General features: G+C 56.1%; 25 protein-coding genes. 13 read left to right on the top strand and 12 right to left on the bottom strand.

The window, feature by feature from the left end; translation table 11 throughout:
- Positions 1-83 precede the first annotated feature (83 nt).
- The 4 genes from ACOTWU_RS12235 to ACOTWU_RS12220 all read left to right on the top strand — a co-directional run bounded on the left by ACOTWU_RS12235 (position 84) and on the right by ACOTWU_RS12220 (position 4,467).
- Complete coding sequence (locus ACOTWU_RS12235; RefSeq protein WP_047741281.1) at positions 84-1,079, top strand: alpha/beta fold hydrolase; 996 nt, start codon at positions 84-86, stop codon at positions 1,077-1,079.
- Between the two features lie 44 nt (positions 1,080-1,123).
- Positions 1,124-1,849: a response regulator gene (locus ACOTWU_RS12230; RefSeq protein ID WP_126498539.1), complete on the top strand. Its 726-nt coding sequence runs from the start codon at positions 1,124-1,126 to the stop codon at positions 1,847-1,849.
- Positions 1,846-3,141, top strand: a complete 1,296-nt coding sequence (locus ACOTWU_RS12225; protein WP_047741280.1) for an ATP-binding protein — start codon at positions 1,846-1,848, stop codon at positions 3,139-3,141. The genes ACOTWU_RS12230 and ACOTWU_RS12225 overlap by 4 nt, the downstream gene beginning before the upstream one ends.
- Positions 3,142-3,276: 135 nt before the next feature.
- Positions 3,277-4,467, top strand: a complete 1,191-nt coding sequence (locus tag ACOTWU_RS12220) for a cytochrome c biogenesis protein/redoxin (RefSeq protein ID WP_047741279.1) — start codon at positions 3,277-3,279, stop codon at positions 4,465-4,467.
- Between the two features lie 6 nt (positions 4,468-4,473).
- Here the strand turns inward: ACOTWU_RS12220 and tam are convergent, their stop codons facing one another.
- Together tam and ACOTWU_RS12210 are read right to left on the bottom strand one after the other, a co-directional pair.
- Entirely contained in the window at positions 4,474-5,232 is a 759-nt protein-coding gene (tam, locus tag ACOTWU_RS12215; RefSeq protein WP_047741278.1) for a trans-aconitate 2-methyltransferase, read from the bottom strand.
- A gap of 84 nt (positions 5,233-5,316) precedes the next feature.
- Positions 5,317-5,901 (bottom strand): NUDIX domain-containing protein, encoded by a 585-nt coding sequence (locus tag ACOTWU_RS12210; protein WP_126498541.1) that lies wholly within the window; start codon positions 5,899-5,901, stop codon positions 5,317-5,319.
- Positions 5,902-5,987: 86 nt separating this feature from the next.
- Here ACOTWU_RS12210 and ACOTWU_RS12205 point away from each other — a divergent pair, with 86 nt between their 5' ends.
- The 3 genes from ACOTWU_RS12205 to ACOTWU_RS12195 all read left to right on the top strand — a co-directional run bounded on the left by ACOTWU_RS12205 (position 5,988) and on the right by ACOTWU_RS12195 (position 8,757).
- Positions 5,988-6,746 (top strand): DeoR/GlpR family DNA-binding transcription regulator, encoded by a 759-nt coding sequence (locus ACOTWU_RS12205; protein WP_015570520.1) that lies wholly within the window; start codon positions 5,988-5,990, stop codon positions 6,744-6,746.
- Positions 6,747-6,850: 104 nt separating this feature from the next.
- Complete coding sequence (locus ACOTWU_RS12200) at positions 6,851-8,143, top strand: glycoside hydrolase family 28 protein (RefSeq protein ID WP_126498542.1); 1,293 nt, start codon at positions 6,851-6,853, stop codon at positions 8,141-8,143.
- Positions 8,143-8,757 carry an NUDIX domain-containing protein gene (locus ACOTWU_RS12195; RefSeq protein ID WP_080338042.1) on the top strand — a complete coding sequence of 205 codons (615 nt, stop codon included), beginning with the start codon at positions 8,143-8,145 and terminating at the stop codon, positions 8,755-8,757. Before ACOTWU_RS12200 ends, ACOTWU_RS12195 begins: the two co-directional genes overlap by 1 nt.
- Before the next feature lie 175 nt (positions 8,758-8,932).
- Here ACOTWU_RS12195 and ACOTWU_RS12190 read toward each other — a convergent pair whose 3' ends face one another.
- The 3 genes from ACOTWU_RS12190 to ACOTWU_RS12180 all read right to left on the bottom strand — a co-directional run bounded on the left by ACOTWU_RS12190 (position 8,933) and on the right by ACOTWU_RS12180 (position 10,665).
- Positions 8,933-9,418 carry a GNAT family N-acetyltransferase gene (locus ACOTWU_RS12190; RefSeq protein WP_110293091.1) on the bottom strand — a complete coding sequence of 162 codons (486 nt, stop codon included), beginning with the start codon at positions 9,416-9,418 and terminating at the stop codon, positions 8,933-8,935.
- Complete coding sequence (locus tag ACOTWU_RS12185; RefSeq protein WP_003857131.1) at positions 9,406-9,672, bottom strand: DUF1778 domain-containing protein; 267 nt, start codon at positions 9,670-9,672, stop codon at positions 9,406-9,408. The genes ACOTWU_RS12190 and ACOTWU_RS12185 overlap by 13 nt, the downstream gene beginning before the upstream one ends.
- Positions 9,673-9,735: 63 nt before the next feature.
- Entirely contained in the window at positions 9,736-10,665 is a 930-nt protein-coding gene (locus tag ACOTWU_RS12180; protein WP_110293092.1) for a LysR family transcriptional regulator, read from the bottom strand.
- A 128-nt stretch (positions 10,666-10,793) separates the two neighbouring features.
- On the opposite strand from ACOTWU_RS12180, the gene ACOTWU_RS12175 reads away from it, so the two are divergent.
- On the top strand, positions 10,794-12,182 hold the full coding sequence (locus ACOTWU_RS12175) for an MFS transporter (protein ID WP_126498675.1): 1,389 nt from the start codon (positions 10,794-10,796) through the stop codon (positions 12,180-12,182).
- A 22-nt stretch (positions 12,183-12,204) separates the two neighbouring features.
- Here ACOTWU_RS12175 and ACOTWU_RS12170 read toward each other — a convergent pair whose 3' ends face one another.
- Genes ACOTWU_RS12170 through ACOTWU_RS12160 form a run of 3 tightly spaced genes read right to left on the bottom strand, consistent with a single transcriptional unit; the run spans position 12,205 to position 14,915 of the window.
- Complete coding sequence (locus ACOTWU_RS12170) at positions 12,205-13,200, bottom strand: DUF2891 domain-containing protein (protein WP_110293093.1); 996 nt, start codon at positions 13,198-13,200, stop codon at positions 12,205-12,207.
- A 9-nt stretch (positions 13,201-13,209) separates the two neighbouring features.
- On the bottom strand, positions 13,210-14,196 hold the full coding sequence (locus tag ACOTWU_RS12165) for a DUF979 domain-containing protein (protein WP_110293094.1): 987 nt from the start codon (positions 14,194-14,196) through the stop codon (positions 13,210-13,212).
- Positions 14,193-14,915, bottom strand: coding sequence for a DUF969 domain-containing protein (locus tag ACOTWU_RS12160; protein WP_003857121.1), 723 nt, complete (start codon positions 14,913-14,915; stop codon positions 14,193-14,195). The genes ACOTWU_RS12165 and ACOTWU_RS12160 overlap by 4 nt, the downstream gene beginning before the upstream one ends.
- A gap of 224 nt (positions 14,916-15,139) precedes the next feature.
- Between ACOTWU_RS12160 and ACOTWU_RS12155 the strand changes: the two genes are divergently transcribed.
- Entirely contained in the window at positions 15,140-15,688 is a 549-nt protein-coding gene (locus ACOTWU_RS12155; protein ID WP_110293095.1) for a winged helix DNA-binding protein, read from the top strand.
- Here the strand turns inward: ACOTWU_RS12155 and glgX are convergent.
- Genes glgX through treZ form a run of 3 tightly spaced genes read right to left on the bottom strand, consistent with a single transcriptional unit; the run spans position 15,685 to position 22,028 of the window.
- The gene (gene glgX / locus ACOTWU_RS12150) at positions 15,685-17,760 is read right to left on the bottom strand and encodes a glycogen debranching protein GlgX (protein WP_220719555.1); all 2,076 of its coding nucleotides are present in this window, start codon (positions 17,758-17,760) and stop codon (positions 15,685-15,687) included. The two genes, ACOTWU_RS12155 and glgX, sit on opposite strands and share 4 nt — an antisense overlap.
- A 15-nt stretch (positions 17,761-17,775) precedes the next feature.
- On the bottom strand, positions 17,776-20,244 hold the full coding sequence (treY, locus tag ACOTWU_RS12145; protein WP_126498544.1) for a malto-oligosyltrehalose synthase: 2,469 nt from the start codon (positions 20,242-20,244) through the stop codon (positions 17,776-17,778).
- Positions 20,241-22,028 carry a malto-oligosyltrehalose trehalohydrolase gene (treZ, locus tag ACOTWU_RS12140; RefSeq protein ID WP_126498545.1) on the bottom strand — a complete coding sequence of 596 codons (1,788 nt, stop codon included), beginning with the start codon at positions 22,026-22,028 and terminating at the stop codon, positions 20,241-20,243. Before treZ ends, treY begins: the two co-directional genes overlap by 4 nt.
- A gap of 131 nt (positions 22,029-22,159) precedes the next feature.
- Here treZ and ACOTWU_RS12135 point away from each other — a divergent pair, with 131 nt between their 5' ends.
- The 3 genes from ACOTWU_RS12135 to ACOTWU_RS12125 all read left to right on the top strand — a co-directional run bounded on the left by ACOTWU_RS12135 (position 22,160) and on the right by ACOTWU_RS12125 (position 24,768).
- A complete protein-coding gene (locus ACOTWU_RS12135) occupies positions 22,160-22,687 on the top strand; it encodes a GNAT family N-acetyltransferase (RefSeq protein WP_017382336.1) in 528 nt (175 codons plus the stop codon).
- 111 nt (positions 22,688-22,798) lie between these two features.
- Complete coding sequence (locus ACOTWU_RS12130; RefSeq protein WP_017382335.1) at positions 22,799-23,683, top strand: SDR family oxidoreductase; 885 nt, start codon at positions 22,799-22,801, stop codon at positions 23,681-23,683.
- Between the two features lie 107 nt (positions 23,684-23,790).
- Complete coding sequence (locus tag ACOTWU_RS12125; protein WP_069595828.1) at positions 23,791-24,768, top strand: MBL fold metallo-hydrolase; 978 nt, start codon at positions 23,791-23,793, stop codon at positions 24,766-24,768.
- A 117-nt stretch (positions 24,769-24,885) separates the two neighbouring features.
- Here ACOTWU_RS12125 and ACOTWU_RS12120 read toward each other — a convergent pair whose 3' ends face one another.
- The gene (locus tag ACOTWU_RS12120; protein WP_015570507.1) at positions 24,886-25,470 is read right to left on the bottom strand and encodes a nuclear transport factor 2 family protein; all 585 of its coding nucleotides are present in this window, start codon (positions 25,468-25,470) and stop codon (positions 24,886-24,888) included.
- A gap of 109 nt (positions 25,471-25,579) precedes the next feature.
- Between ACOTWU_RS12120 and ACOTWU_RS12115 the strand changes: the two genes are divergently transcribed.
- A complete protein-coding gene (locus ACOTWU_RS12115) occupies positions 25,580-26,461 on the top strand; it encodes a LysR substrate-binding domain-containing protein (protein WP_126498676.1) in 882 nt (293 codons plus the stop codon).

Here is a 26,461-nt window from a genome sequence, read left to right as displayed (position 1 = left end):
AATAAAGCCGCATCCGCACACATCCTTTATACAAACGCATGGTGTTATATCTCCGTCAACTGAACTCACCCGGAGATAACATCATGTTTAACAAACTCGCATACTCAGCAGTCGCCCTGACCGTTTCGCTTGGCACCGTGATGTCCTGTCAGGCGGAAGCGATGGGCAAGGATTACGCGTCGGCCTTCAACCAGGTAAAACAGATTAACGCTGGCGATCTTAACGTCGGTTATGTCGATATCGGGCCGAAAGAGGGGCAACCGGTGATCCTGCTGCATGGCTGGCCGTACGACATTCACAGCTACGCTGAAGTGGCCCCCGCGCTGGCCGCGAAAGGGTATCGTGTCATTGTGCCGTCCCTGCGCGGGTACGGCACCACGCGCTTTATTTCTGATAAAACACCGCGAAACGGCCAGCCTTCGGCGATGGCAAAAGACATCGTCAACCTGATGGACGCCCTGAATATCAAACAGGCGGTGTTTGCCGGTTATGACTGGGGGGCGCGTACGGCGGATATCGTTGCGGCGCTCTGGCCGGAACGCGTGAAATCGCTGGTCTCGGTGAGTGGCTACCTGATCAGCAGCCAGGCGATTGGCAAACAGCCTTTACCGCCGAAGGCAGAGGTTCAGTGGTGGTATCAGTTCTATTTCGCCACGCCGCGCGGTGCGGAAGGCTATGCTAAAAATACGCACGATTTTGCCCGGTTGATCTGGTCCCAGGCTTCGCCTGACTGGAAATTCAGCGATGCCACCTTCAATGCGAGCGCCAAATCCCTCGATAACCCGGACCACGTTGCCGTCACGCTCAGTAATTACCGCTGGCGTCTGGGGCTGGAGAAGGGGGAGCAGAAATATGACGCCTACGAACAAAAACTGGCTAAGCTGCCGAACATTACGGTGCCGACCATCACCATCGAGGGCGGTAACAACGGAGCACCACATCCTGCACCCGCCGCCTATGCGGGAAAATTCACCGGAAAATATGAGCACCGTACTTTCGGCGCAACGGTTGGCCACAACCCGCCGCAGGAAGATCCGCAGGACTTTGTTAACGCGGTTGTCGACGCGGATAAGCTCTGATATGTGCTATTTTCAATCCGTTACCTCTTAAACAGGAGCCTGCGGTGGAGCATATTGATCACATCCTTGTCGTCGATGACGACAGGGATATTCGTGAACTGATTGTCGATTGCTATCACGCCTCTGGCGCAGCGAACGGGAAAGAGATGCGCGTAGTGCTCGACAAACAGCATATCGACCTGGTGGTGCTGGACGTGATGATGCCCGGCGATGATGGCCTGACGCTGTGTCGGCAGCTGCGCAGCAGCAGGCATAAGGATCTGCCGATCCTGATGCTCACCGCGCGCAACGAGGACACGGACCGCATCCTGGGGCTGGAGATGGGCGCCGACGATTACGTGGTGAAACCGTTTGTGGCCCGCGAACTGCTGGCGCGAATCAAAGCCATCCTGCGTCGTTTTCGTACTATGCCGCCTAATCTTCAGGTGACCGAGGCAGGGCGCCTGGTGGTGTTCGGTGAATGGCAGCTGGATACCGTGGCGCGTCATCTGATTAATAACGAGGGTATGGTTGTGGCGCTCAGCGGGGCGGAATATCGCCTTTTGCGCGTATTCCTCGATCATCCTCAACGGGTGCTGACCCGCGACCAGCTGCTGAACCTGACGCAGGGACGTGATGCCGAGCTGTTTGAGCGTTCGATTGATCTCCTGGTGAGCCGCGTGCGACAGCGTCTGAATGAAGATGCCCGCACGCCCGCCTACATTAAAACCGTTCGCAGCGAAGGCTACGTTTTTACCATGCCGGTGACCATCGTCGAGGCCAATGAATGACGCTATGGCCCCGCACCTTACTGGCCCGGCTACTGATCATTGTGCTGCTCGGGCTCTTGCTGGCTAACGCGCTCAGCCTGACGCTGGTCATGGTTGAGCGAATGCGCAGCGCGCGTACGGTTATGCTGGGCAATCTTGAGAACGACGTGGCGACCAGCGTGGCCATTCTCGACCGGCTTCCGGCCAAAGAGCGGCCAGAGTGGCTGGAACGGCTCAATCGCGGTAATTATCGTTATATCCTTGGCCCCGGCGAGGCAGGCGCCGCGCCAACGGATAAACGCTCGCGGGATGCGATTCGCACCCTGAAAGAGACGCTTTCAGCCCAATATCCGCTTCAGTTTACGGCGGTGCCAGGGCCGATTTCCCATATTCAGGCCCATCTGACGCTCCGCGACGGCGCACCGCTCACCATCGATCTGATCCCGCGCATGCCGCCTGTCGCCAGCTGGTTGCCCGTGGTGCTGGTTCTTCAGCTGTTACTTGTCGCGCTCTGCTCCTGGATTGCCGTGCGCCAGGTTGTCCGGCCCTTCCTGCAATTCACGCGCGCGGTTGATTCCCTCGATCCTGCGGCCCATTCTCCGATGACTGAAAAAGGTCCGGTTGAGGTGCGCCAGGCAGCGCACGCTTTTAATGAGATGCAGTCGCGGATACAGACGTATCTGCGTGAACGCGCGCAGATTCTGGCGTCCATTTCTCACGATCTTCAGACGCCCATCACGCGCATGAAGCTGCGGATCGAAATGGCGGATCAGCCCGAACTCCGCGATAAGCTGCTGAGCGACCTGGATAATATGTCGCGCCTGGTACGGGAGGGGATTGCCTATGCCCGGTCATCAGAATCTCTGGAAGAGACCACGCTGAAGCTGGAGCTGAATGCGTGGGTTAACAGCATCGCCAGTGATTATCAGGACATTGGTAAAAACGTGCAGTTTCATGCACGCAATGCGCGTCTGCCGATCGTCACTCGTCCCCAGGCATTGCGCAGGGTAATGACCAATCTGCTCGATAATGCGCTGAAGTTTGGCGAGAGCGCGGTAATAGAGATTGATGAAAATGAAAGGCAGGTAGCGATCCGCATTATGGATAACGGCCCTGGCATCCCGGAGGCAGAACTGGAGGCGGTGTTACAGCCGTTCTACCGGGTTGAAACGTCGCGCAACCGGGAAACGGGCGGCACCGGGTTAGGCCTCGCCATTGCCGCGCAGCTCACCGCCCAGCTTGACGGGAAATTGCATCTTGCAAACCGGGCAGAGGGAGGGCTGGCCGTAAGCGTGATCCTTCCGCGCGGTTAATTGTACGCCTGTGTATCTGCACCCCGCGCCGATACGCAGGCAGACAAAATTCAGCTTTTCGCACACGGCCTGAACACATTCGTACGGTGAAATGACCTCACTGCATCTTCGCAGCAACCGTATCGTGAGGTCGTTATGTTTATGATAATCGCTTTTTTAGGCGGCATGATTAGCCTGCTCAGTCCGTGCACGCTTCCCGTCATTCCTCTGCTGTTCGCCGGCTTTCAGGGGCAGCGCAAACACATTCTGGCGCTTCTGGCGGGAATGATTGTGATGTTCACGTTGGTGGCGATGGTAGTAACGGTTGCCAGCGAGTGGATCGCTGACGCCACCGTTATCGGTCGCTGGATTGCGCTGCTGGTACTGAGCATTGCCGCCCTGGCCCTGATCTTCCCGCAGTTCGCTCAGCGCATTGCCCGCCCGGCGGTCAGCGCGGGAAACGTTCTCAACACCCACAGCATGCAGCGACGCGGCCTGGTTTCGGCTTTTCTGGCAGGGCTGGCCGTTGGGCTGCTGTGGTCCCCCTGTGCCGGACCGATTCTCGGGGCGATCTTCAGCATTAATATTGCGGGCCACTCGGCCATCGCAACCGGAGCGCTGTTAGCCGCTTACGGCAGTGGGTGCGCGTTGATGCTGGGGCTGCTTGTCGCGGGGGGCCGTAAGCTGATAACCCCTCTGAGAGCCAAATCCGCATTGATGGCGCGTTTGCGTCAGGGAGCGGGAGTGATGATGTTAGCCGCCGTTGCGTTCAACGCCAGCGGGATGACCTCCGCCCTGAAAGGCGCCAACGGTGTTGCCGACCAGCTGGAAAACGCCCTGTTGAGCTTTGCGCAACCATCCTCCACACAGGTGAAACTGCAACCTGTCGCTGACGCAACGCCGGGCAGCCAGCTACCGTCATTAAGCGGCGGTACGGGTTGGGTAAACGGTGACGCTGTCACTTCTGAGGACTTGCGCGGGAAAGTTGTGCTTATCGATTTCTGGACCTGGGACTGTATCAACTGCCAGCACACGCTTCCGCACGTGCGTGACTGGGCGAAGAAATATCAGGCTGAAGGTCTGGTGGTGATTGGCGTCCACACCCCAGAATACCCCTGGGAAAAGCCGTTATCATCGGTGAAAAACGCGGTCAACAAATGGCAGCTGCCGTACCGCGTAGTGACGGATAATAACTACAAAATATGGAGCGCGTTCGGAAATCAGTACTGGCCAGCGCATTATTATTTCGATGCGAAAGGGCAACTGCGTTACACCGCGTTTGGCGAGGGGAACTACGACAAGCAGGAGGCCGTGATTCAGCAGTTGCTCAAGGAAGCGCGTTCCTGATCCGGCTTACGGAACCCGCTGAGCGACCATAAACAGGCGCGGAAAAGCCAGCAGTATCTGCCCGTTCTCCTGGAGCGGATACTGCTCTTCCAGCAGCTCAAGGTAGCGTTTCAGATAGTTTTTCTGCTCGCTTTCGTTGAGTTCCTGTAACCACGGGCGTAACCCTGTAGCGCTGACCCAGTCAATAATCGCCTGATGAGAGCTCATCTGATGGAAGTAAGTGGTGCGCCAGATATCCACGTCGCATCCCGCTTCCGTCAGAATATCGTAGTAGGCATGGATACCCGGTAATGGCTCGCGGCCACGATCGGGGTAGCCCTGTTCCCAGGCAACTTCACGCATCAGGGCGTGCGTCGGCTCAAGCCAGTTGTCAGGCATTTGCACCGCCAGCACGCCGTTTAACTGGAGCAGTGAAACCAGGTGTGGCAGAAGGTGGTAATGGTCCGGGATCCATTGCAGTGAGGCGTTGGCGTAGATCAGGCTGAGCGGCTGGTCAGGTTTGTAGTGCCGGATATCCGCCTCAACAAAGTGGCAGTCTGGCAGGGCCTGTCGGGCTTCCTTCAGCATGGCCGGGGAATTATCCACGCCGGCGATCTGCGCTGAAGGCCAGCGCTGTTTCAGCAGCGCGGTGCTGTTGCCTGGCCCGCAGCCCAAATCCACGGCAGAGGTTATGTCAGCAAGCGGCACCCGGGCGAGTAGCTCAGCGGCGGGACGTGTGCGTTCTGCGCTGTACTGTAGATAAAGAGAGGGATCCCAGTCGGCCATTTTCGCATCTCCATGTTGAGGTGTTCAGCAAGGATAGCACAGACAAATACCTGCGCCGGGGCAGGTATCTGGCTAATGGTGAGATTATAAAATGCCTTTCAGGGCCAGGTGATAGAGCAGCATGATGGTTTTTCCGTCAACAATCTGCCCATTTTCAATGCCCCGAAGCGCGTCGTCCAGCGTCATTTCCAGTACGTCGATATCTTCTCCCTCTGCTTTAACGCCTCCGCCCGCGCTGGTCCGATCCTGCGGGTGATATTCCGCCAGATAGAAGTAGAGTTTCTCGGTAACCGAGCCCGGGCTCATATAGGCCTCATAAATTTTCTCTATGCGCGTCACCTTATACCCGGTTTCTTCTTCCGCTTCGGCCTTAATCCGGCTTTCCGGGTCAAGGTTATCGAGTAACCCGGCGGCCGCCTCAATGAGATCCTCTTCGTGACCATTTATAAACACCGGAAAACGGAACTGACGCGTCAGAATGACGGTTTTGCTGTCGCGATTATAGAGCAGTATCGTCGCGCCATTCCCCCGGTCATACACTTCACGCTCTTGTCGCTGCCAGTCGCCATCGCTGCGCTGGAGGTCAAAAGTGTATTTTTTCAGGTTATACCAGTTGTCGGACAACGTTTCGCTGTTGATGATGCGTATATCTGCACGTTTTGATTGCACGTTTGGCTCTCCTCTCGTAGAGTAAGCATCATAAACAGCACTATCGTGCAAATACAAGGCATATCGTGCAACAACAGGAATAATTCATGCTCACAAGCCAGCGTAAACAGTTGATTCTGGAAAAACTGGAGGCGGAAGGTCAGGTCCAGTCTACTGCGCTCAGCCTCTTTTTCTCGGTGTCTGAGGACACTATCCGCCGGGATTTACGTGAACTGGCGGCAGAAGGGCGTTTGCAGCGTGTTCACGGCGGCGCACTGCCAGCATCGTCAGCGATTGCGCCTTTTGCCGAGCGTCAGTCCGTCAAAATGGATGCAAAAAAACGCGTGGCACGGCGAGGCGCGCAGCTCATTTCACCGGGGCAGGTGGTGATCATCGATGGCGGGACGACCACCTCCGAACTTATTACGTTCTTACCACCCGATTTACGGATAACCGTGGTGACGCACAGCCCGGGTATCGCCTTGGGGCTGGTCGACCATCCATGCATAGAGGTGATCCTGATTGGTGGTCGTTTGTATAAACACTCCATCGTCACGGTCGGCGCGGCCGCTATTGAAGGCATCAATAATATTCATGCGGATCTGTTCTTCATGGGGGTCACCGGCGTTCATCCTGAGGCCGGGCTGACCACCGGAGATTACGAAGAAGCGTGCATCAAACGTGCATTTTCTGGCAGAGCGGCGGAAACGGTGGTATTGGCCTCACCGGAAAAGATCAACACGGCCTCGGCGTTTGTGATTGGCGACCTGTCGCTGGTGAATACGCTGGTTGTTGAAAACACAACGGATGAACGCTGGGTGAGCGCTCTGAAAGAAAAGGGCGTTGCGGTGATCGCAAGCCAGTAAATATCCGCTTTTTTGCCAGCCTGACCGCGTGGCTGTCAAACAGACAAAGGTTATCCTTCTCGCGGATTTCTAAACTAAGGCTTTCATCTGTTTAAGGACAAGCCATGAAAGCGATCTCCATTCTGGCGTGCGGCGCGGACCCAACCGCGCAACGCCTGTCAACGTCTGCCATTCAGCAGGCCATAAGCAGTGCTCAACAGAACGATGTCATTGTTATTCCGCAAGGCCGTTTTCTGACCGGCGCACTGTTTCTGAAAAGCGGTGTTTCGCTTCGCCTGGACGCGGGCGCACAGCTCGTTGGAAGCCAGGATCTGGCTGATTATCCCCTGATAAATACCCGGGTGGCCGGCATTGATATGCGCTGGCCGGCAGGCATTATTAATATCATCGATTGTGAAAACGTCAGCATTACCGGTACAGGCACGATAGACGGGCAGGGTCTTATCTGGTGGCAACGCTTCTGGGGCGATGACGAGCGCAGCGGCATGGTCGGCGATTACAGCGCCAGAGGATTGCGCTGGGTGGTTGATTACGACTGTCAGCGCCCGCGCAATATCCTGGTCTTTGAAAGCCAGAGCATTCTGCTGCGTGATTTTACCAGTCGGGAGTCCGGATTCTGGAACATGCACCTCTGTTATTCGCGCCGTATCACGGTTGAGGGCGTGCAAATCAGCAATTCTGCCGGACCGAGCACCGACGGGATTGATATCGATTCCTGTGAACAGGTGCGGGTTGAACGCTGCATTGTTTCCTGTAATGACGACAATATCTGCATCAAATCAGGACGAGGACGCGAAGCGGCGCAAAAAGCACGTACCGCACGGGATATCGTGATTCGCGGTTGTACGCTGAATAAGGGGTCCGGGATCACGCTGGGGAGCGAAACCTCAGGCGGCATTGAACGCGTCCTGATAGAAGATAATGCGTTTAACGGTACGGGCGTCGGGTTTCGCATTAAGTCGGCCCGCAACCGGGGCGGGTTTATCCGTGATATCACCGTCCAAAATTTACATCTTACGGACGTACGTTTTCCGGTGCTGATCCAGCTGAACTGGTTTCCGCAGTACAGCTATGGCGACCGGGGAAATTTATCTGATAAATCAGAACACTGGCGCAAGCTGGCTGAAGGTGTTGAGGGCGAAGCCGGTCTTACTGCGGTCAGCGGACTGACGATTAAAAATATGTCGGCGCATCGCTCAGACAACAAATATTTCTCGCGGGCATTTTTCATTGAGGGGTATCCGGAGCGTCCTGTGACCGGATTAACACTGGACGGAATTTTGATTGACGCGTCAGAGTTCGGGAAAATTTCCGGTGTGGATGGGTTGCGCTTTAAGGATGTGCAGGTGACTGCCGTGGAGAACACGCAAGACCGTAACGACAGTTATGAGCGTTGATGTATTGCACGGTGAAGGCGTTAACGTTACTGTTAGAGAGCTACAAGCAAAGAAATCAGGGGCTTACCGTGAAGAAAGAGATAAAAACACTGGAGTCGAGACAGATTTATCGTAACCGCTGGATGTCGCTAAAGGAAGACCGGATTCTGAGAGCCGATGGGAGCGAGGGGCTTTATTCCGTCATTGAAAAAGATGATTTCGTGGTCATCATTCCGGTTGAGAATGATGAAATCTATCTGGTTGAACAATACCGATACCCTCTGGGCCAGAGAACCACAGAACTCCCTCAGGGAAGTTGGGAATGTTCTCGCGACGCTGCACCTGAAGACGTTGCCAGAGGCGAGCTTAAAGAAGAAACCGGGTTAAGCGCCGGGAAAATGGAGTACGTCGGTTATCAAAAGCTCGCACAGGGTTATTCAGCCCAGGGTTATCATATTTACCTTGCCACGGAGCTGACATTTACCGGCCAGCAACTGGAGGAGGAAGAATACGGCCTGACGGTGAAAAAAATTAAAATTAGTGCCTTTGCTCAATTAATACGTGACGGCAAAATCACTGACGCCACCTCAGTTACGGCATTCCTGCTGGCGAGAACTAAAAATATGATCTCTTAATCGTTTCCGGGGGGCTCCGATTCTTAAAGCGAGCCGGACTCTAGCGATAACGTTTTAGATTAATATTGAGTATCCATACCTTTAGTGCGCATAATGTATATTATGTTAAATAAGATATTATGAAGCCTACCCCTCGTCAGATAAGCCCATCGCATCCTACCCCCTCCCTTTGCCTCTACTGAGGAAGCCTGAGAAACAGTGTCCGTTCCTGAGTCTGCGATGCTTTGAAACCATGGTGGATATAAAACGCTTTGGCTTCCTCAGTGAGTGCATGAACCATCATCGCCCGCACCCCGATATTCTCAGCTACCCGATAACAGCGTAAAACCGCATCGTGGAGTAAATCGGCTCCCAACCCGTTTCCGCGTAACGAGACATCCACAGCCAGACGGGCAAGTACAATCACGGGTATGGGATCCGGCATGTTACGCCGCAGATTACCTGTCGCTTGCGTATGGTTAACGCTGCCTGTAGCCAGAGAGTAAAATCCCGCGACCTGCTTCGTGCCCGTTTTACAAACGACAAATGTTCGGGCTGCGCCGAGCGCCTGGTTTTTCAGACCTCTTTGTTTTAGCCATTCGTCAAGCACGGCCTCTCCGCTGACGAACTCCGCCAGTTGATGGACGCTGGATAAGGGCTCTGGTGCTGTTACACGTCCCACTGCGGTTTCCTTGCCAGCAGTTTTTCTATGGCAGGATCGTCCGCGACCGGGGCATCGAGCATGTCAATGAACTCTGCGTACTGTTCATCGTTAAAATTGAATACACGTCGATCGAGGATCACATTCTCGGCTGCCTGACAGGCCATCTCCAGAATGAAGTCCGTGCGTGATTTATGGAGGATCTCTGCGGCGGCATCGATAAGCGCCCGCTGGGATTCTTTGGCTCTGAGATTGAGTTGAACATCTGATTTCATAGGTATACCTCTTGTATAGCAATTGCTTTACAAGCATAGCATAAGCGCTGTGTATAGCAATCGCTATACAGAACCCTTAATCATATCTGACCTCGCCACACCGCATATCGCAAGAATTCGCTCTCTCAGCCAGCGGTGACCAGGGTCGCGTTCCATTCTTGGGTGCCACATCTGCGATACCGTAATACGACGGCTTCTGAACGGCAGCTCGAAAACGTGTATCTGGTCCGTTACCTGCTGATTGAGTAAATAGAGCGCGGGTATCATGGCGATAAGATCTGATTCCAGCGCCACGGACAGTGCCGTCGGAAATCCCGGTACGACGCTGACGATTTTACGTTTTGTCCCCAGTTCGGCCAGCGCATCGTCAACGGAACCGTGCAACGCGCCCTCGGGTGACGCTACCACATGGCCCCAGGCGACATAATCCTTCACGCCTATTTCTGCCTGCTTAGCCAGCGGGTGTCCCTTACGCACGACGCCCACAAATCGATCCTCAAACAACCGTTGCAGCCGTATTTCAGGCCCCATATTGCTCTGGACGCCAATCTCCAGATCAACCAGCCCTTCCCGAAGATAGCGCGACGTTTTTTCCGGCTTAGGCGCAAAGCGTATACAGACGTCCGGCGCGGCGTCGGCCACAGCCGCTATAAGCGCAGGCCCAAACGCCACCACAAAACCATCGTTTGCCCTGATGGTAAAAAGGCGCGCCAGACTTTGCGCACTGAACGTTTCAGTTGAGGGCTGCAATACCGCCCTCGCCTCGTGCACTGCACGTCTGGCGCGATCCCGGGTCGCTTCGGCCCACGGGGTTAGTACCATGTTACGCCCGGCGCGCACCAGGATCGGGTCGCCTGTAACGTCGCGTAACCTGCTTAATGTCCGGCTCATGGCCGAGGTGCTGAGGTTCAGACGACGTGCTGCACCTGCGACACTCGCTTCGCTCAGCAATATGTCGAGTGCAATCAGTAAATTAAAATCAGGATCGGTCATAGCGCTCATTCCTGTTCATTCAGATAAGGCGTTTCGTGCAACGATAAAGTGCAAATGGTGCGCCTTCCGCCCTGTAAAAGCCATCTTTATAGTTTTGTCATCCATCACTCTTCTCAGAGGACAACATGATGACGCTCTTTTCCAGTCAACCCGGCGACGGAGGACTGCCTGGCCCGGCGCGCGCACGGGTGATGGCCGCAATTATGACCACCACCTTAATGGGCGTGTTTGATGGCACCATGATCAACATTGCCCTGCCCTCCATGGCTCAGGAGATGCAGGTACCTGCCAGTATTGCCGTCTGGTTCGCCAACGGGTATCTGCTGGCGGCTGCGATGACGCTGGCGATATTCGCGGCGCTTGCGGCCCGCCTGGGTTATCGCCCCGTATTTCTGGCAGGTCTGACGACCTTTACCCTGACATCACTGGGTTGCGCGCTGGCGAATACACCCGAAGTGCTTATCGGTATGCGGGTGCTTCAGGGGATCGGCGGCGCGGCGACGCTGAGTATTGCCCCCGCAATCCTGCGGTCCGTATTTCCCGGGCGATTGCTTGGCCGCATTCTGGGGTTGCACGCCCTGCTCATCGCCTCCAGCTCCGCTATCGGCCCGGTATTGGGCGGGACGATCCTTCACACCCTGAGCTGGCAATGGCTGTTTGCGATAAACGTTGTTCCCGGCACCCTCGCCTTACTGCTGGCGGTCAAAGCGCTGCCGCGGGATGCGGTTCGAAAGCAAGCGCCTTTCGACACCCCGGGCGCCATATTGTCGGCGCTGCTGTTGGGGTCGACGATCATGGCGGCGAACAGCCTCCATGACGCGACTTATCACCTTGGCAGTCTTTGCTGGACAATGCTCGCTGCGCTGAGCGGCATGGCGTTTATCTGGCAGATCCGCCGCGCGGATAACCCCTTACTGCCGCCGATGATGTTTAAAAATGAACGTTTTACCCTCGCGGCCTTCACGTCGATGATTGCTTTTGTCAGCCAGGGGATCACCTTTATTGCGCTGCCCTTCCTGTTTCAGAGCGAATACGGCTACAGCCCGGTGTTGTCTGCCCTGCTGTTTACGCCGTGGCCGCTAGGGATCGTACTGATTGCGCCGCATGCAGGCCGGTGGGCAGACACGATTTCAGCCCCGGCGATATCCACCCTGGGGCTGATGATTTTTGTCGTCGGTTTGATCCTGCTGGCAACATTACCCGACCGCCCTTCAGTGTGGGATATCTGCCTGCGGAGTCTGGTGTGCGGAGTGGGGTTTGGCTGCTTTCAGAGTCCCAATAACCGGGAAATGCTCTCCAACGTTATTCGTGAGCATGCGAGCTATGCATCCGGTGTTTTATCCATTATGCGCACGTTCGGGCAGTGTCTGGGCGCCGCCGCCGTGGCCGTTCTGCTGGCCGCAGATGAAAGGTCAATTCATGTTGCGCTGTGGGTCGCCGCCGCAGCTTCTGCGGTAGCGGTCGTCGTCAGCGCGAGCCGGTTGCGTAAAATCACTCATCCTGCGGAAACAGGATGAGCACGAAAAATATAACTAAGCGCTACTCCAGCGCCAGCAGCGCAAAACTCGCCAGCCAATGGCCGCCGCTGTAGTGACTGCCGACAACATGCTCCAGGCTTGCCGAGAGATGGCGCGCAACGGCATCCTGTAACGCCTGTTGCGCCGGGTGGTTTTCCGGCAAAGCGCGGGCAATGTGCTTCATACACCACGCGCGGCTGAGGTTAAGCCCGTCCAGATGTGCGATTTTCGGGTCGGTGCGGTCGCTTACCTCAGCCGGGTTCATCAGCGCTGAAACGGCACCCACTTCAGGCAGAAACGCATCGAACCAGGCCGGGAAATTCTCTACCACCTTACTCATCAGTAACGCCTCGGTCAGCGCCCCGGAGATATACTCGTCGCCGCCCGGCTCATAATGCGCCGGATATTGCGTGTCCGTATGATAAAAGCGCGTCGCCGCGTCCAGGATCGCCTGTTCAAGCCCGTCATCCGTCACCGCCCGGGCATAATCCAGCCCCAGCGCGAGCGCAAACGCCGTGTTGTAATGTGTTCCGACGCGGATGGGATAGGTGAGCTTGCTGAGGTAATCCACCAGCCGCTGGCGAATATCCCGCGTTAACGGTTGCAGCGTCTGGTACCAGCGCTCCGCCTGTGGCAGTGACGACTGTTTCAGCTCCTGCGCCAGCGCCAGCAGCCAGCCGTAGCCATAAGGCCGCTCAAACGACGCGCGGAACGGCGCGGTAAAATAGGCCAGCTCCTTCGCCACCTTCTCGTCGATCAGGTGTTCTTCGAACAGAGTGATGATCTCTTCCCGGCACGGCAGTTCGGGCCAGAGACGCAGGCAGCGCAGCAGCAGCCAGTAGCCGTGCACCGCAGAGTGCCAGTCAAAACAGCCGTAAAAGATCGGGTGCAGCTCGCGAGGCGGCAAAACGTCGCCGTCATCGTTGAGCAGATGCATAATGTGGTTCGGGTATTCCTGACGTAAATAGGTCAACGGCATTCTGGCGAAGGCGTCAGCCTGATGTTGCGTTAATTCCATTGCAGCTCCTTAGCGAAACACGAGGAAATACATTAAGAACACGTTCACCACCAGCAGGGTTAACGCGGTCGGGATCTGGATCTTGATAACCTGATATTTGTCTTTTAGCTCCAGCAGCGCGGCGGGCACAATGTTGAAGTTGGCGGCCATCGGCGTCATCAGCGTGCCGCAATAGCCTGCGTACATACCGATAGCCAGCAGCGGCGCCGGGTTACCGTGATGGACGTTAATCAGGAATGGCAGAGCGATACCGGCGCTTAACACCGGGAAGGCTGCGAAGGCATTACCCATGATCATGGTAAACAGCGCCATCCCCACGCAGTAAATGACCACCAGCATGAAGCGGCTGTCCGGGTTCACAAACAGGCTGACCACCTTTTGTACCGATTCGCCGGTATTCGCCACCACAAACACCCCGCCGAGCATGGCGAGCATCTGCGGCAGGATCACCGCCCAGCCAATGGTATCGACCAGCCGACGAGACTGACGCACCGCATGCAGCGGCGTACCTTTTGTCAGCCACCAGCCGGTAAGGATAGCCGCCACGCAGGCCACGCACAGCGCCGCCAGCGTAAGCTGTTTCTGGTCGAGCAGATAAACGCCGCCAATCGACACGCCTTTCAGAAACAGCGTCCCGATGACCGTTACCACGGGGATCATCAGTGCCGGTAAAAACAGCCAGTTTTTCAGCCGGTTCGACGAGGCAACACGCTCATCCTCGGTGGACATTTTATAGTGCCCCTTCCCGACCAGCCCGAAACCGGCCAGCAGCGCAATCACGATAACGGCGCCGCCAATAATGCGATACGCCAGCGACTTACCCAGCTCCTGCACCATCAGATCGCCAAACAGGAAGATCCCGCCGAACAGAAACCAGAACAGCGCCGTGGTATAGCGTTTCGGGTTAGCGCGGTCGCGAAGGGTCATCACAACCAGCAGCATCACGACGAAGCCGATCAGGTAATACACGCGGTTAATGGTGATGAGGGTCATCATGGTGCGATCTCCTGCGTACCCTGCTCTGCTTTCCAGGCCATCACGTCGCGACGAATGCTGGCGTCGAGGCGCAGCAGACGCGTCATATGGATGATCAGTGCCGCAATAGCGGTCGGAATGGCCCACAGGCCGATATGCAGCGGTTCGATCCCCTCGATCCCGTTCTCTTTCAGGAACGCATCAATCAGCAGTACCGCGCCAAAGGCGATAAAGATATCTTCCCCAAAGAAAACCGCGATATTGTCACACGCGGCGGCATGGGCTTTGATTTTGTCGCGGATAGTCTGCGGCAGTTCGCCGTATTCATTCAGGGCCGCCCCTTCCGCCATCGGCGCCAGCAGCGGACGCACCGTTTGCGCGTGGCCGCCAAGGGACATCAGGCCCAGCGCAGCCGTCCCTTCGCGGGCGACAAAGTAGAGCATCAGGATACGCGCCGAGGTGGCGCTGGCGATCTTCGCTACCCAGGCCTGGGCGCGCTCTTTCAGCCCGTAATACTCCAGCAGGCCAATCACCGGCAGGATCAGAATGAAGGTGGCAAGCGATCGGCTATTCACAAACTTTTCGCCAAAGGTTTCCAGCAGCATACCGAAATCCATGCCAACCAGCAGGCCCGTCGCCAGCCCCGCCACCACGACAACCAGCAGCGGGTTGAAACGCAGTGCAAAACCAATAACCACCACCGGAATCCCGATAAGTGGCAACAGTGTAGAACTGTCCATAAACGTTACCCTATCCAAAGTGAGCGTTGCGCGCCGACGGCTATTTTTTATACTTCGCAGCAGAGCGAAGCCGGTGCATTACGGCGCGCGATGTTGTGTTTTGCGTCAGGCTCCACAGAACCTGCACTAAAAAGCTATATCTGAACGTCAAAAACATGTAAACAATTTATCAATAAAATGTTCTTATTTTATCGACGGGTTTACATTTCGGGGGAAGGATCGTTATGACAGTAAAGAAAAAGACGACAGCGTTAAACCACGACGATATTGCGGAAGGGCGAATCGTCTCCTCCCGTCATCTCGTCTCAGAGCGGTGTGCTGAATTATCAGAGCTGGAATATGCGCTGATCATGACCAGCAATGCGTTTAACAAATGGATGGTGCGCTGCATGACCGCAGCGGGTGAACCGGATATGGGGGCCTTTGACGTTTCGCTTCTGCACCACGTGAATCACCGCAACCGCAAGAAAAAGCTGGCCGACATCTGCTTTGTGCTTAACGTGGAAGATACCCACGTGGTGACGTATGCGCTGAAAAAGCTGGTCAAGGCGGGATATGTCACCAGCGAGAAAGCCGGAAAAGAGCTTTTTTTCTCCACCACGGAGGAGGGAAAAGCGCTGTGCATGAAGTACCGGGAGGTGCGGGAGGCCTGCCTGATCAACATTCACGCTGAAAGCGGCATTCCGGGCGCGTCGATTGGCGAGACCGCGCAGTTACTCCGCGCGATCTCCTCCCTGTATGATACCGCCGCACGCGCGGCGGCCTCGCTTTAAGGACGGCGGAAAAGCGTCATACTCCGCCCGGCCAGTTCATAATCGACGGATTCCGTGATGATTTCCCCTGTGGGGGCCTCATCCGCCGTCGAAAGCTCCAGCACCCAACCCCCTTCGCCAAACTGGGGGATCTGGAATGGCACCGTACCTTCAAACGGGTTAAACAGCATCAGCACGTCGTGCCAGACGCCCTCTTCCTGCTCAAGATCAGGACGGCTGATGGCAAGACCAAGGGTGGAACCCTCGTCCCACTGTTCCGACTGCTGCGGTCCGCCACCGGCGTTAAACCAGCGGATCTCCAGCCCGTCGCGCCAGTTCTCACGTCGCAGCAGCGGCTGCGTCGCGCGCAGGGCAATCAGCCGACGGGTAAAGTCGCGCAGCTTCTCGTCGTTTTCAGTGAGTCCTTCCCAGTTTACCCAGGAGATCTCGCTGTCCTGACAGTAGCCGTTATTATTGCCCTTTTGCGTCCGGCCAAACTCATCCCCTGCCAGCAGCATCGGCGTACCGTGCGAGAAGAAGAGCGTGGTGAGGAAGTTGCGCTTTTGCCGCTCGCGGGTGGCGATGATATCCGGGTTCTCCGTCGGCCCTTCTTCGCCGTAGTTATACGACCGGTTATCGTTATGCCCGTCGTTATTATCTTCCCCGTTATCGGCGTTATGTTTCTCGTTGTACGACACCAGGTCGTTCAGCGTGAAGCCGTCATGCGCGGTAATAAAATTGACGCTGGCCCACGGACGACGCCCGCGCAGATCGTACAAATCACCGGACCCTAACAGACGGGCGGCAAAATCGTTAGAGACGTTATCCCCCTTCCAGTATTCACGTACCGTATCGCGGTATTTGTCGTTCCACTCACCCCAGCCAGGCGGGAAGCCTCCCACCTGATACCCGCCGGGGCCGATATCCCACGGCTCACCGATGAGCTTCAGCTTCGACAGCACCGGATCCTGGGTCACGGCATCGAAGAAGCCGCCGCGCGGGTCGAACCCCTCCGGCTCACGTCCGAGAATGGTCCCGAGGTCAAAGCGGAAACCGTCAATCTGCATCGATTCTGCCCAGTAACGCAGGGAGTCCATGACCATCTGCAATACGCGCGGGTGGGAAGTATTAACGGTGTTCCCGGTGCCGGTGTCGTTGATGTAATACCGGTGCTGATCCGGCATGGTGCGGTAATAACAGAAGTTATCAATTCCCTTAAACGACAGGGTTGGCCCCAGCTCGTTGCCCTCCGCCGTGTGGTTATAGACCACGTCGAGGATCACCTCGATGCCCGCGTCATGATAGGCACGCACCATGTCGCGGAAACCCTGGATCCCCGCCGGGCCGTAATAGCGTGACGCTGGCGCAAAGAAACCGAGCGAGTTATAGCCCCAGAAGTTTTTCAGACCGCGATCGAGCAGGTGCTGATCGTCAGGGAACCAGTGAACCGGCAGCAGCTCGACCGAGGTAATCCCGAGGCTTTTGATGTACTGCACCGACGCTTTATGCCCCATCCCCTCAAACGTACCGCGCAGTTCAGGCGGAATAGCCGGGTTAAGCTGGGTAAAGCCTTTTACGTGGCTCTCATAAACCACGGTATGCGGCCACGGGATATCGGGTCGGCGGGAGTCTTGCCAGTCGACGGCATTGGGGTCGATGACCTTACATTTGGGCGTAAACGGCGCGCTGTCTCGCGTATCAAAGCTGAGATCCAGCTCATCGTGTCCCAGCTCATAGCCGAAGTGGGCATCGTTCCACTCAATGTCACCCACCAGTTCACGGGCATAGGGGTCAATAAGCAGCTTATTGGGATTGAAGCGGTGACCGTTCTCCGGATCGTAAGGGCCATACACACGGTAACCATACAGCGCCCCCGGTTTCAGATCCGGCACATAGCCGTGCCAGACCTCATGGGTATATTCCGGCAGTTCCAGGCGGGCTATTTCTGTTTTTCCCGAAGGATCAAACAGACACAGCTCTACCCGCTCCGCGTGGGCGGAAAACAGAGCGAAGTTCACCCCTTTCCCGTCATAATTTGCGCCCAACTGCTGGCCATGACCGGCCCGAATTTCAAACGTTGTATCCTTTGGCATTTTTGTTCTCCTCGATTAGTCGCAGGTAAGCAGAACCAACAAACATCCCTTTTCAGACGTTAAATCCAGCGTCTCTGGCAGAAGGCGGCGCTCACCGGTAAACAGATCCCGGTAGTGCTTCCCGGCCAGCTCCTGGGGTATGGCCACCGTAGTATTGGCCCACAGCATCGCATTGTCGGTGACGTCAAACACCAGACGCGGCACGGCGACGATCAGCGCCTCGTCATCTTTTATGCGGGCATAAACGATCAGATTCTCTTCCCGCTCGCCGGTCACCTTCAGCGGCAGCCAGTCGCCGTAGCGGAAAAGCGCGGGGTAATGCGGCCGCAGCCGTAACAGCGTGGCGGTGACGTACTGCTTCACGCTGCCGTCTCGCCAGCGTTGCGCATCGTTAAAAATGGTTTCATCCGCTACGCTGAGGTTTTCCGCCAGCGCGGTGAAATCCGGTTCGCGGCGGTTATCCGGGTCGACCAGGCTGAAGTTAAGCCCTTCGCTGCCCTGGTAGATGTCCGGTACGCCTGGCGCAGTCAGCTTGATCACCGTCTGGCTCAGGCTGTTCATTAACCCAGCCCGAATAAACGGCTGGAGTGCGGCACTGAAATCACGCAGGAACAGGGTGTTATCCGGGGAGAGCAGATGGCGCACGTAGTCCAGCACCACGCTCTCGTACCCTTCGTTGCTGTCGATCCAGTCGGTACGCTGCTTGGCCTCGCGCAGGGCTTTCTCAATAAAGCCGAGGAAACGCTCTTCCAGTGACTTAAGACCATCATGATCGTCAGGCGACAGCGTGGCTGGCCAGACGCCCGCCAGCGCCTGGAAGATCATCCAGGTGTCGGCGGCGTTCGGCGCGGTGCCGTCGTTGAGGAATCGAACCTGCGTCTGGTTCATCTGCCGCCAGCGCGCCAGGTTTTCCCCCCACAGATCTGGCGCTTCCGTCAGCGTGTATAGTCGCGCTCGCGCATCCTCGCCGCGTTTGGTGTCGTGGGTGGAGGTTCCCAGCAGCGCATCGGGCTGGCGGGCAAGACGAATGCGCATCTCCTGATGAAAACGGGAAAGTGAAAATGCGCGCGGCGTCGGGTCGGCGCCGACTTCGTTCAGGGCCAGCTCCAGGTTATGGCGAAAGAACAGCGTATCCTCTACCGATTTCGCCATCAGCGGCCCGGTCAGTTGCTGAAAACGGGTGCGGAAAAGCGAGGCCAGCGCGTGGTCATCCTCCGGCAGATCGCCGGTAAGAATACGCACGATCAGGCTGAGCGCGGGTTCAGAGGTGTCGACGCTGGCGACCACGCGGCTGAGCAGCGCCACATCCGGTGGCGTCAGCCCCTCTCCGGTGCCGTAGGTGCGATACACCGGAAACGCGATAAGCAGCTCGCGCAGGGCATGGCGGATATCCTCATGCTCCACTTCGGCGCCGTTATGCCCGGCCAGCTCGCTGGCTATTTTGAGCAGCGTGATAAATTCACCTTCAAAATTACGATCGGTCATCAGCCCTTTGGCTTTGCGAAGTTCCGCCTGCCTGTCCACGGTCGTACCCAGCGTCTCATCGTAGAGCGTCTCCAGCCGCGAGAGGTTGGTATCATCCACCAGCACTTCCGCCAGCGAGGCAATAAACTCATAGCCCGTGGTCCCCGAGACCGGCCACTCCGGAGGAAGCTGTTCCCCTTTGGCGAGGATCTTCTCTACCGTGATGTAGCAATCCGGCCCGGTCGCCGCACGCAGGCGCTGCAAATAGCCCAGCGGATCGGCAAGCCCGTCCACATGGTCAATGCGCAGGCCGTCGACTACCCCGGCGTGGACAAGCTCAAGGATCAGGCGGTGCGTGTCTGCGAAGACCGCCTCATCCTCTACCCGCACGCCGACCAGCCCGGTGATTTCAAAGAAGCGCCGCCACGAAAGCTGTTTCGGCGCTTCCCGCCAGGACATCAGCCGCCAGCTTTGCGCCTCGTGGATCTCAGCGATGCTCTTGCCTTCGGCATACGTGCCGGGATTAAGCGGATAGGCGGTATCATAGTAAACCAGCGCTGCGCTGTTGGTGACGCTGTCACGTTTTAAGGTGATAGCCCCCCGCTCCAGTTCAGCTTCAAAGGTGTCGCCAAGAAACGGCAACGTCAGCGGTCGGGACCAGTCGATATCAAAATACGCCGCATAGCGGCTCTGCCTGCCGTGTTCGATAACATCGCGCCACCAGCGGTTTTCCAGCGAGGTAGACATATGGTTAGGAACAATATCCAGAATCAGCCCCATCCCCGCCTGTTTCAGCGCTGCCGCCATGCGGTCAAACCCTTCCCGCCCGCCAATCGCCGGGTCGATTTCGTTGGGGTCGGTCACGTCATAGCCGTGGGTAGAATCCGTGGTTGCGGTGAAAACAGGCGACGCGTAAAGATGGCTGATTCCAAGGTCTTTCATATACGGAATCAGGTCCACCACGCGATCGAAGGTCATGCCGTTGCGAAACTGAATTCGGTAAGTAGAGGAAGGGATCATAGCGCTGCTTCTCCATCAGCTAAGCGAACAACGATGCTGTTTGGCGGCAGGTTATCGACTGCCTCCGGCCAGCTAAAGATCGTTTTTCCGGGCAGGTTCGGTAAGGCGAGCGGCTTTTTGCCGATATTCAGCGCCAGCGACAGCGTACCGGACGGGAAACGCCAGCTCACGGCAACCATGCCGAGCGCCGTTTGCAGGACGTTACCCTCCACGGCGCCCCGCTGTTTCAGTAGCGGGACGATAAAGCGCTGACGCAGCGCAATCAGTTCGCGCGTAGCGTGCAGCCACGCCCTGCCTTCCTGCGTGTCTGCCTTGTTCCAGTCAAGCTTCGACCGCATAAAGGTATTTACGTCATTGGGGTCCGGTACGGTTTCATCGTGCCCGGCATGGCCGGTAAACTCTTTCGCGCGCCCTTCCCGCACGGCTTTCGCCAGGTCGCCGTGAAAGTCGGTGAAAAAGAGGAACGGATGCGTTTCGCCATACTCCTCGCCCATAAACAGCAGCGGAATATGAGGCGACATAAGCAGCGCCGCAAACAGCACACGCGTTTTATCCGCGCCTGCCAGAGAGATAAGCCTCTCCCCCTGGGCACGGTTGCCGACCTGGTCGTGATTCTGAATAAAATCGACAAAAAACTGCGGAGGTTGCTCGCGACACTCTACCCCGCGCGATTTTCCGGTCTGAAGCGAGATTTCCCCCTGGTAGACAAAGCCCTCTGCCAGCGCCCGCGCCAGTTTTTTCTCCGGCTCAAAGGCAAAATCCTGATAATAGGCGTGTGATTCCCCGGTCGCGAAGACATGCGCGGCGTTGTGAAAATCATCATTCCATTCGGCGGTGAAAAGCGGCGTCTGACCATGCTCATCGCGCGGATGCAGGAAAATCACGTTGCGACTGTCTTCGGTGGTCAGATGGATATGCCGATCCGGAAATGCGTCGCGGATCCGTTGCGCTATCTCGGGAAGAATATGGGTCTCAGCGTCGTCATGGATCTGGTCGATGGCGTCGAAGCGCAGACCGTCAAGATGATACTCCGAGAGCCAGAATAACGGCGCCTCGGCGATGTATTGCCGGACGGCCTCAACCTCATAGGCAATACCGTTGCCCCACGGGGTCATACGATCCTGATGGAAAAACGCTGGCGAGAGCAACGGCAGGTAATTACCTTTCGGGCCAAAGTGGTTGAGTACGATATCCAGCACCACGGAAAGCCCGAGCGCGTGGGCGGCATCAATGAAGGCATGAAAATCATCCGGTGTGCCATAAGCCGAGTGCGGGGCATACAGCAGTACGCCGTCATACCCCCATCCGCGCGCGCCCCCGAACTGGGACACGGGCATCACTTCCAGTTGCGTAATACCCAGCCCGGCCAGATAAGGCAGTTTGTCGATGGCCGCCCTGAAGGTTCCTTCCCCGGTGAAGGTGCCGATATGCAGCTCGTAGATCACCGTCTCTTCCCACGGTCGTCCTTGCCATTCCCGCTGAGTGGGCTGGCTGCGACGCGGGTCGATCACCACCGACGGGCCGTTGACGCCAGCCTGCTGCGCGCGTGAAGCCGGATCCGGCACCGCCATTCCATCCTGTAAAACAAACTGATAGGTCGTACCGTGCCTGGCGCCGGGCACGTCAATCTGAAACCAGCCGTCGCCCACCGCCGCCATGGGAATGTCGGTATCGGTTAAACGTAATGTGAGATCTTTCTGCCCTTCTGCCCAGACGCGAAAACGTACAACGTCATCGGAAATAAACTCAGCACCCCAGTGCCTGCGACATGTTCTGAATTCCATTCATTGTCCTCGAATGACCACCTTTTACGCGGAACGAAATACAAGCTTAGACCAGGATCTACAGAGTGTTATGCCAGCAGTGGATGCCGCTTCGTCTATTATCTATTTATAACTCCCACTTAAGGAATACTATGCATATTCGAAAAGGATTAAGTACAGACCTCGCCCGCCTTGAATGTTGTGATTTTTCTTTCAAGGTTGATGAGATTGCCAGAGAGCCATTTCTCAATGGTGATTTGCATATCGAGGCGCTGACCGAACCTTATCTTAAAACCTATGAGCTTGATCTCCAGACGCTGGAAAATCATTGCGTTAATCCGGATTCAATATTTCTTATCGCCGAAACGGATGACGGTGAAATCGCCGGTTTTATTACCGCGTCCTGCAACTGGAATAAATTTATTTCGGTGGATTACATTGCCGTGGAGCGTTCAAAACGCCGTACGGGCGCGGCGCACAAGCTGATGTCCGCCACCCACGTCTGGGCGCGGAGCCTCAATGCGCCCGGGTTACGGCTGGAGACGCAAAACGTTAATGTTTCTGCCTGTCTGTTCTATCGTCACTATGGGTTTATTCTGGGCGGTTACGATCGCTATCTTTACAACGCCCTGCCGGAAAAAGATGAGGTCGCCCTTTTCTGGTATTACATGCTGGCTTGAGAAAATATTTTATATCCGCTACCGGAAGATAGATTTGTCTGAATTTGTCAATTTTGCCCGCTTACGTTTAATTAACGACTAATCTTGGAATTCACTATTAAGGAGGCCGGTATGTCTACAGGAAATAATCACACGCTGCATTACCCTCGTCCACCGTTTGCTGAACAACCGCAAAGGGCTCCCGGGCTGGCATCGGAAATGAAGCCAATACCGGATCATGGTGAAACAAGTTATATCGGGTCAGGAAAACTGGCAGGAAAAAAAGCGCTGATTACCGGCGGTGATTCCGGAATTGGTCGCGCGGTAGCGATCGCCTATGCCCGTGAAGGTGCAGATGTGGCTATTGGCTATCTCCCGGAAGAGGAGTCCGATGCGGCATCGGTCATTGCGCTGATTCGGGCCGAAGGCCGTAAAGCGGTCGCCATTCCCGGCGATATTCGCGTGGAGTCGTTTTGCGATACGCTGGTGGAAAAAGCCGTCGCGGAACTGGGTGGCCTGGATATCCTGGTGAACAACGCCGGACGCCAGCAGTACTGCGAATCGATCGACGATCTCACCACGGCAGATTTCGACGCGACGTTTAAAACCAACGTCTATGCCCCCTTCTGGATCACTAAAGCTGCGCTGCGCCATTTGCAGGAAGGCGCCGTGATCATCAACACCACTTCCGTTCAGGCGTTTAAACCGAGCGCGATCCTGGTGGACTATGCGCAGACCAAAGCCTGTAACGTGGCCTTTACCAAGTCTCTGGCTCAGCAGCTGGGGCCGCGTGGCATTCGGGTGAATGCCGTCGCGCCAGGTCCATACTGGACGCCTCTTCAGTCCAGTGGCGGTCAGCCGCAGTCCAAAGTTCAGAAATTCGGGGAAGATACGCCCCTGGGCCGACCGGGCCAGCCGGTTGAAATCGCACCGCTGTATGTGCTTTTTGCCTCAGATACCTGCTCATACGCCTCCGGACAAGTATGGTGCTCTGACGGCGGTACCGGCGTGCTGTAAAGCATTCTCTCAGACCTATCCATTTCATGGATAGGTCACATCCACTTCCCTGCTGTTCTCAAAAATCTCAGTTGAACTATGATGAACTTACTATTGAGGAGCCCATCATGTTTACTGTGAAAAAACTTGCGTTATCAACCCTGTTGACCGGTTCGGTTTTATTCTTTCCCGCGATCCACGCGGTGGCCAGCGTTCCGCAGCATGTGATGAAACAGCAGGCCGGCGGCTACAGCGTTCAGGTTGGCGATACGATTGTCACCGCCTTTACGGACGGCAGCGTGCCGCAGGATCTGCACGCCTTACTGCGCCGGACGACGGCGGAAAATACCGATGCGTTACTGGCCAAAAACTTCCAGGCCAATCCGGTGGAAGCATCGATTAACGCGTTCTATATCGCTATGCCCGGCCACAAAATTCTGGTGGATACCGGCTCCGGTCAGCTCTTTGGCCCCGGCAAAGGCGGGCGGCTGATTGAAAGCCTGGCGACGCAGGGCATCAGGCCGCAGGACATCACCGATATCCTGATCACCCACGCGCACTCCGATCATGCTGGCGGCCTGGTCAAAGACGGTCAGCGCGTATTTACCCGCGCACAGGTGTATGTCGGCAAACCGGATATCGATTTCTTCTTTAACGACGAGAACCAGAAAAAATCTGGCTATGACCAGAACTACTTCGACGTCGCGCACAAGACCTTAAAGCCCTATCTGGATGCCGGGAAAGTGAAGACTTTCTCCGGGACGGAACAGCTTCTGCCGGGCATCAGCGGTACGGTTCACCCGGGCCACACCCCAGGGTCCGCGTTCTACACGCTGGAGAGCAAAGGTGAAAAAATTACCTTTGTCGGCGACATCATTCACGTTGCCGCGGTTCAGTTCCCACAGCCCAACGTGACGATTGCTTACGATGAGGATCAGGACGGAGCCGCCCGGGTACGCAACGCAGCGTTCGCTGAGTTTGTGAAAAACAAAGATCTGATTGCGGCGCCACATCTGCCTTTCCCCGGGATCGGGTATGTGAAGAAAGGTGAGCGGGAAGGCTACGCGTGGGTTCCGGTGACCTATACCAACCGGGACGCCCAATAAGAGAGTCTCTGCGTCCCTGGCTAAATATTTCAGCCTGGGACCGCTATCTCACGCCCAGGGCCCCGCGGCCGGGTATTAACCAGCCGGCGAAATCTGTTCGGCCCTGCGCTCAACCTGTCAGACAGCCAGCCATTTTTTTGCGTTCGCTTTCATATTCGCTTCTAGTTCACTGTCACGCGTGGCAAATACGCGGCCGAGGGGGAAACCGCTTTGTTCCAGCAGATAAGCTAGCGCGGCATATTCCCGCGGATAGTTGGCAGCAATTTTTGAATCAATCTCAACCGGGCCCAGCGGAAAGGTGAAAATACCCATGTCGTAGATGCTCTGACGATGGAACAGCTTCCATACGCCCTCTCTCTTTTCTGCCAGATCGTAGAAACGATTGTGGCATTCGCATCCAATATTAAGTTTTATATTTTCAGCGATGATCATCGCATTGGTTTCAAGAATCGCTTTGTCGCCGCGGTCGTTAAAAGTGACGACGGGCGAGCCAATCATATGTTTTGTGCGCAAATCTGAAGCGCCCATACGCATGGAACCCTCGACAAAATCGCTCGCGAGCCCTTCGAACCACGTAATTTCGATTGTGCCGTCCGGATGAAAAAGATTACGCAGCTGCTCCCATTCGCCCAGGTCGCGGTGCATCCAGCCATTCATGAGGTCGTTAAGATCCTGACGGTCTTGCAGTTGGTGAGTTTGCATTGTTTGGTTCCTGTTTGAGTTGATGCGTTCAGTTTGGCCGTGAAGCGGTTTATACTCAAATATATATATTTTACTAAACAATCATTTTTAATGATGAGTCAGGGTGGCAATGGAACTCCGGCACTTACGCTATTTTTTGGCTGTTGCAGAAGAAGAGCATTTTGGACGCGCGGCTGAGCGACTCCATATTGTTCAGCCTGCGCTCAGCATGCAGATTAAAGCCCTTGAAACCGAGTTAGGCGGTCCGCTGTTTATCCGCACCAGCCGTCGTGTGGAACTTACTGAGGCCGGATCGCTTCTTCTCAGCGAAGCCAGACTGATGCTGGAACAGATGGAACACACGCGTCTGGCAGTCCAGCGTGCGATACGGGGAGAGACAGGGCGTGTACGGGTCGGTTTTGCCGGTAACGCCATTTTTAGTGGCAAAATGATTACCGATGTACGTCGCTTCCGTAAAACCCATCCGGATGCAGAAGTCACCATTCAGGAAATCGCTCCCCAGAAACAGGTAGCTGCGATCCTCGCAGGGCATATTGATATCGGTTATACACCGGATAACAGTACGACAGCCGATCCGCAGATCAGGGTGCAGAAAACCGGAAACTGGGAGATGATAATCGCAATGTGTGACGATCATCCCTTAGCCATCCATCCGCACCTCTCCGTTGAAATGCTCGCCGGTCATCCCCTGGTCCTGTACGACGCGCATGACGCCAATGAAAATCTGACTGTGCTGCTGGCGCAGCAGCTCGGGGATGGTTTTTGCGTGGCACATCGTTCAAACAGTACGCTAAGCGTTCTGGCATTTGCCGCAGCCGGGCTCGGTCTGGCGCTGGTTCCCGCCCCCCTGCAACAGGTGCAAATACCCGGACTGATTTACCGCAACCTGAATGCTCAGGCGTTGACCGCAAATCTGGTCATGATCAGCCGCATGCAGGAGCCAGGTAATGCAGTGACTGCTTTTCTGGCAATGGCTAACCTTCCCTGTTGA

The organism is Enterobacter cloacae complex sp. GYL001 (assembly GCF_049237125.1).
GTDB lineage: Bacteria > Pseudomonadota > Gammaproteobacteria > Enterobacterales > Enterobacteriaceae > Enterobacter > Enterobacter hormaechei_C.
This window is presented reverse-complemented; position numbering and strand designations above follow the sequence as displayed.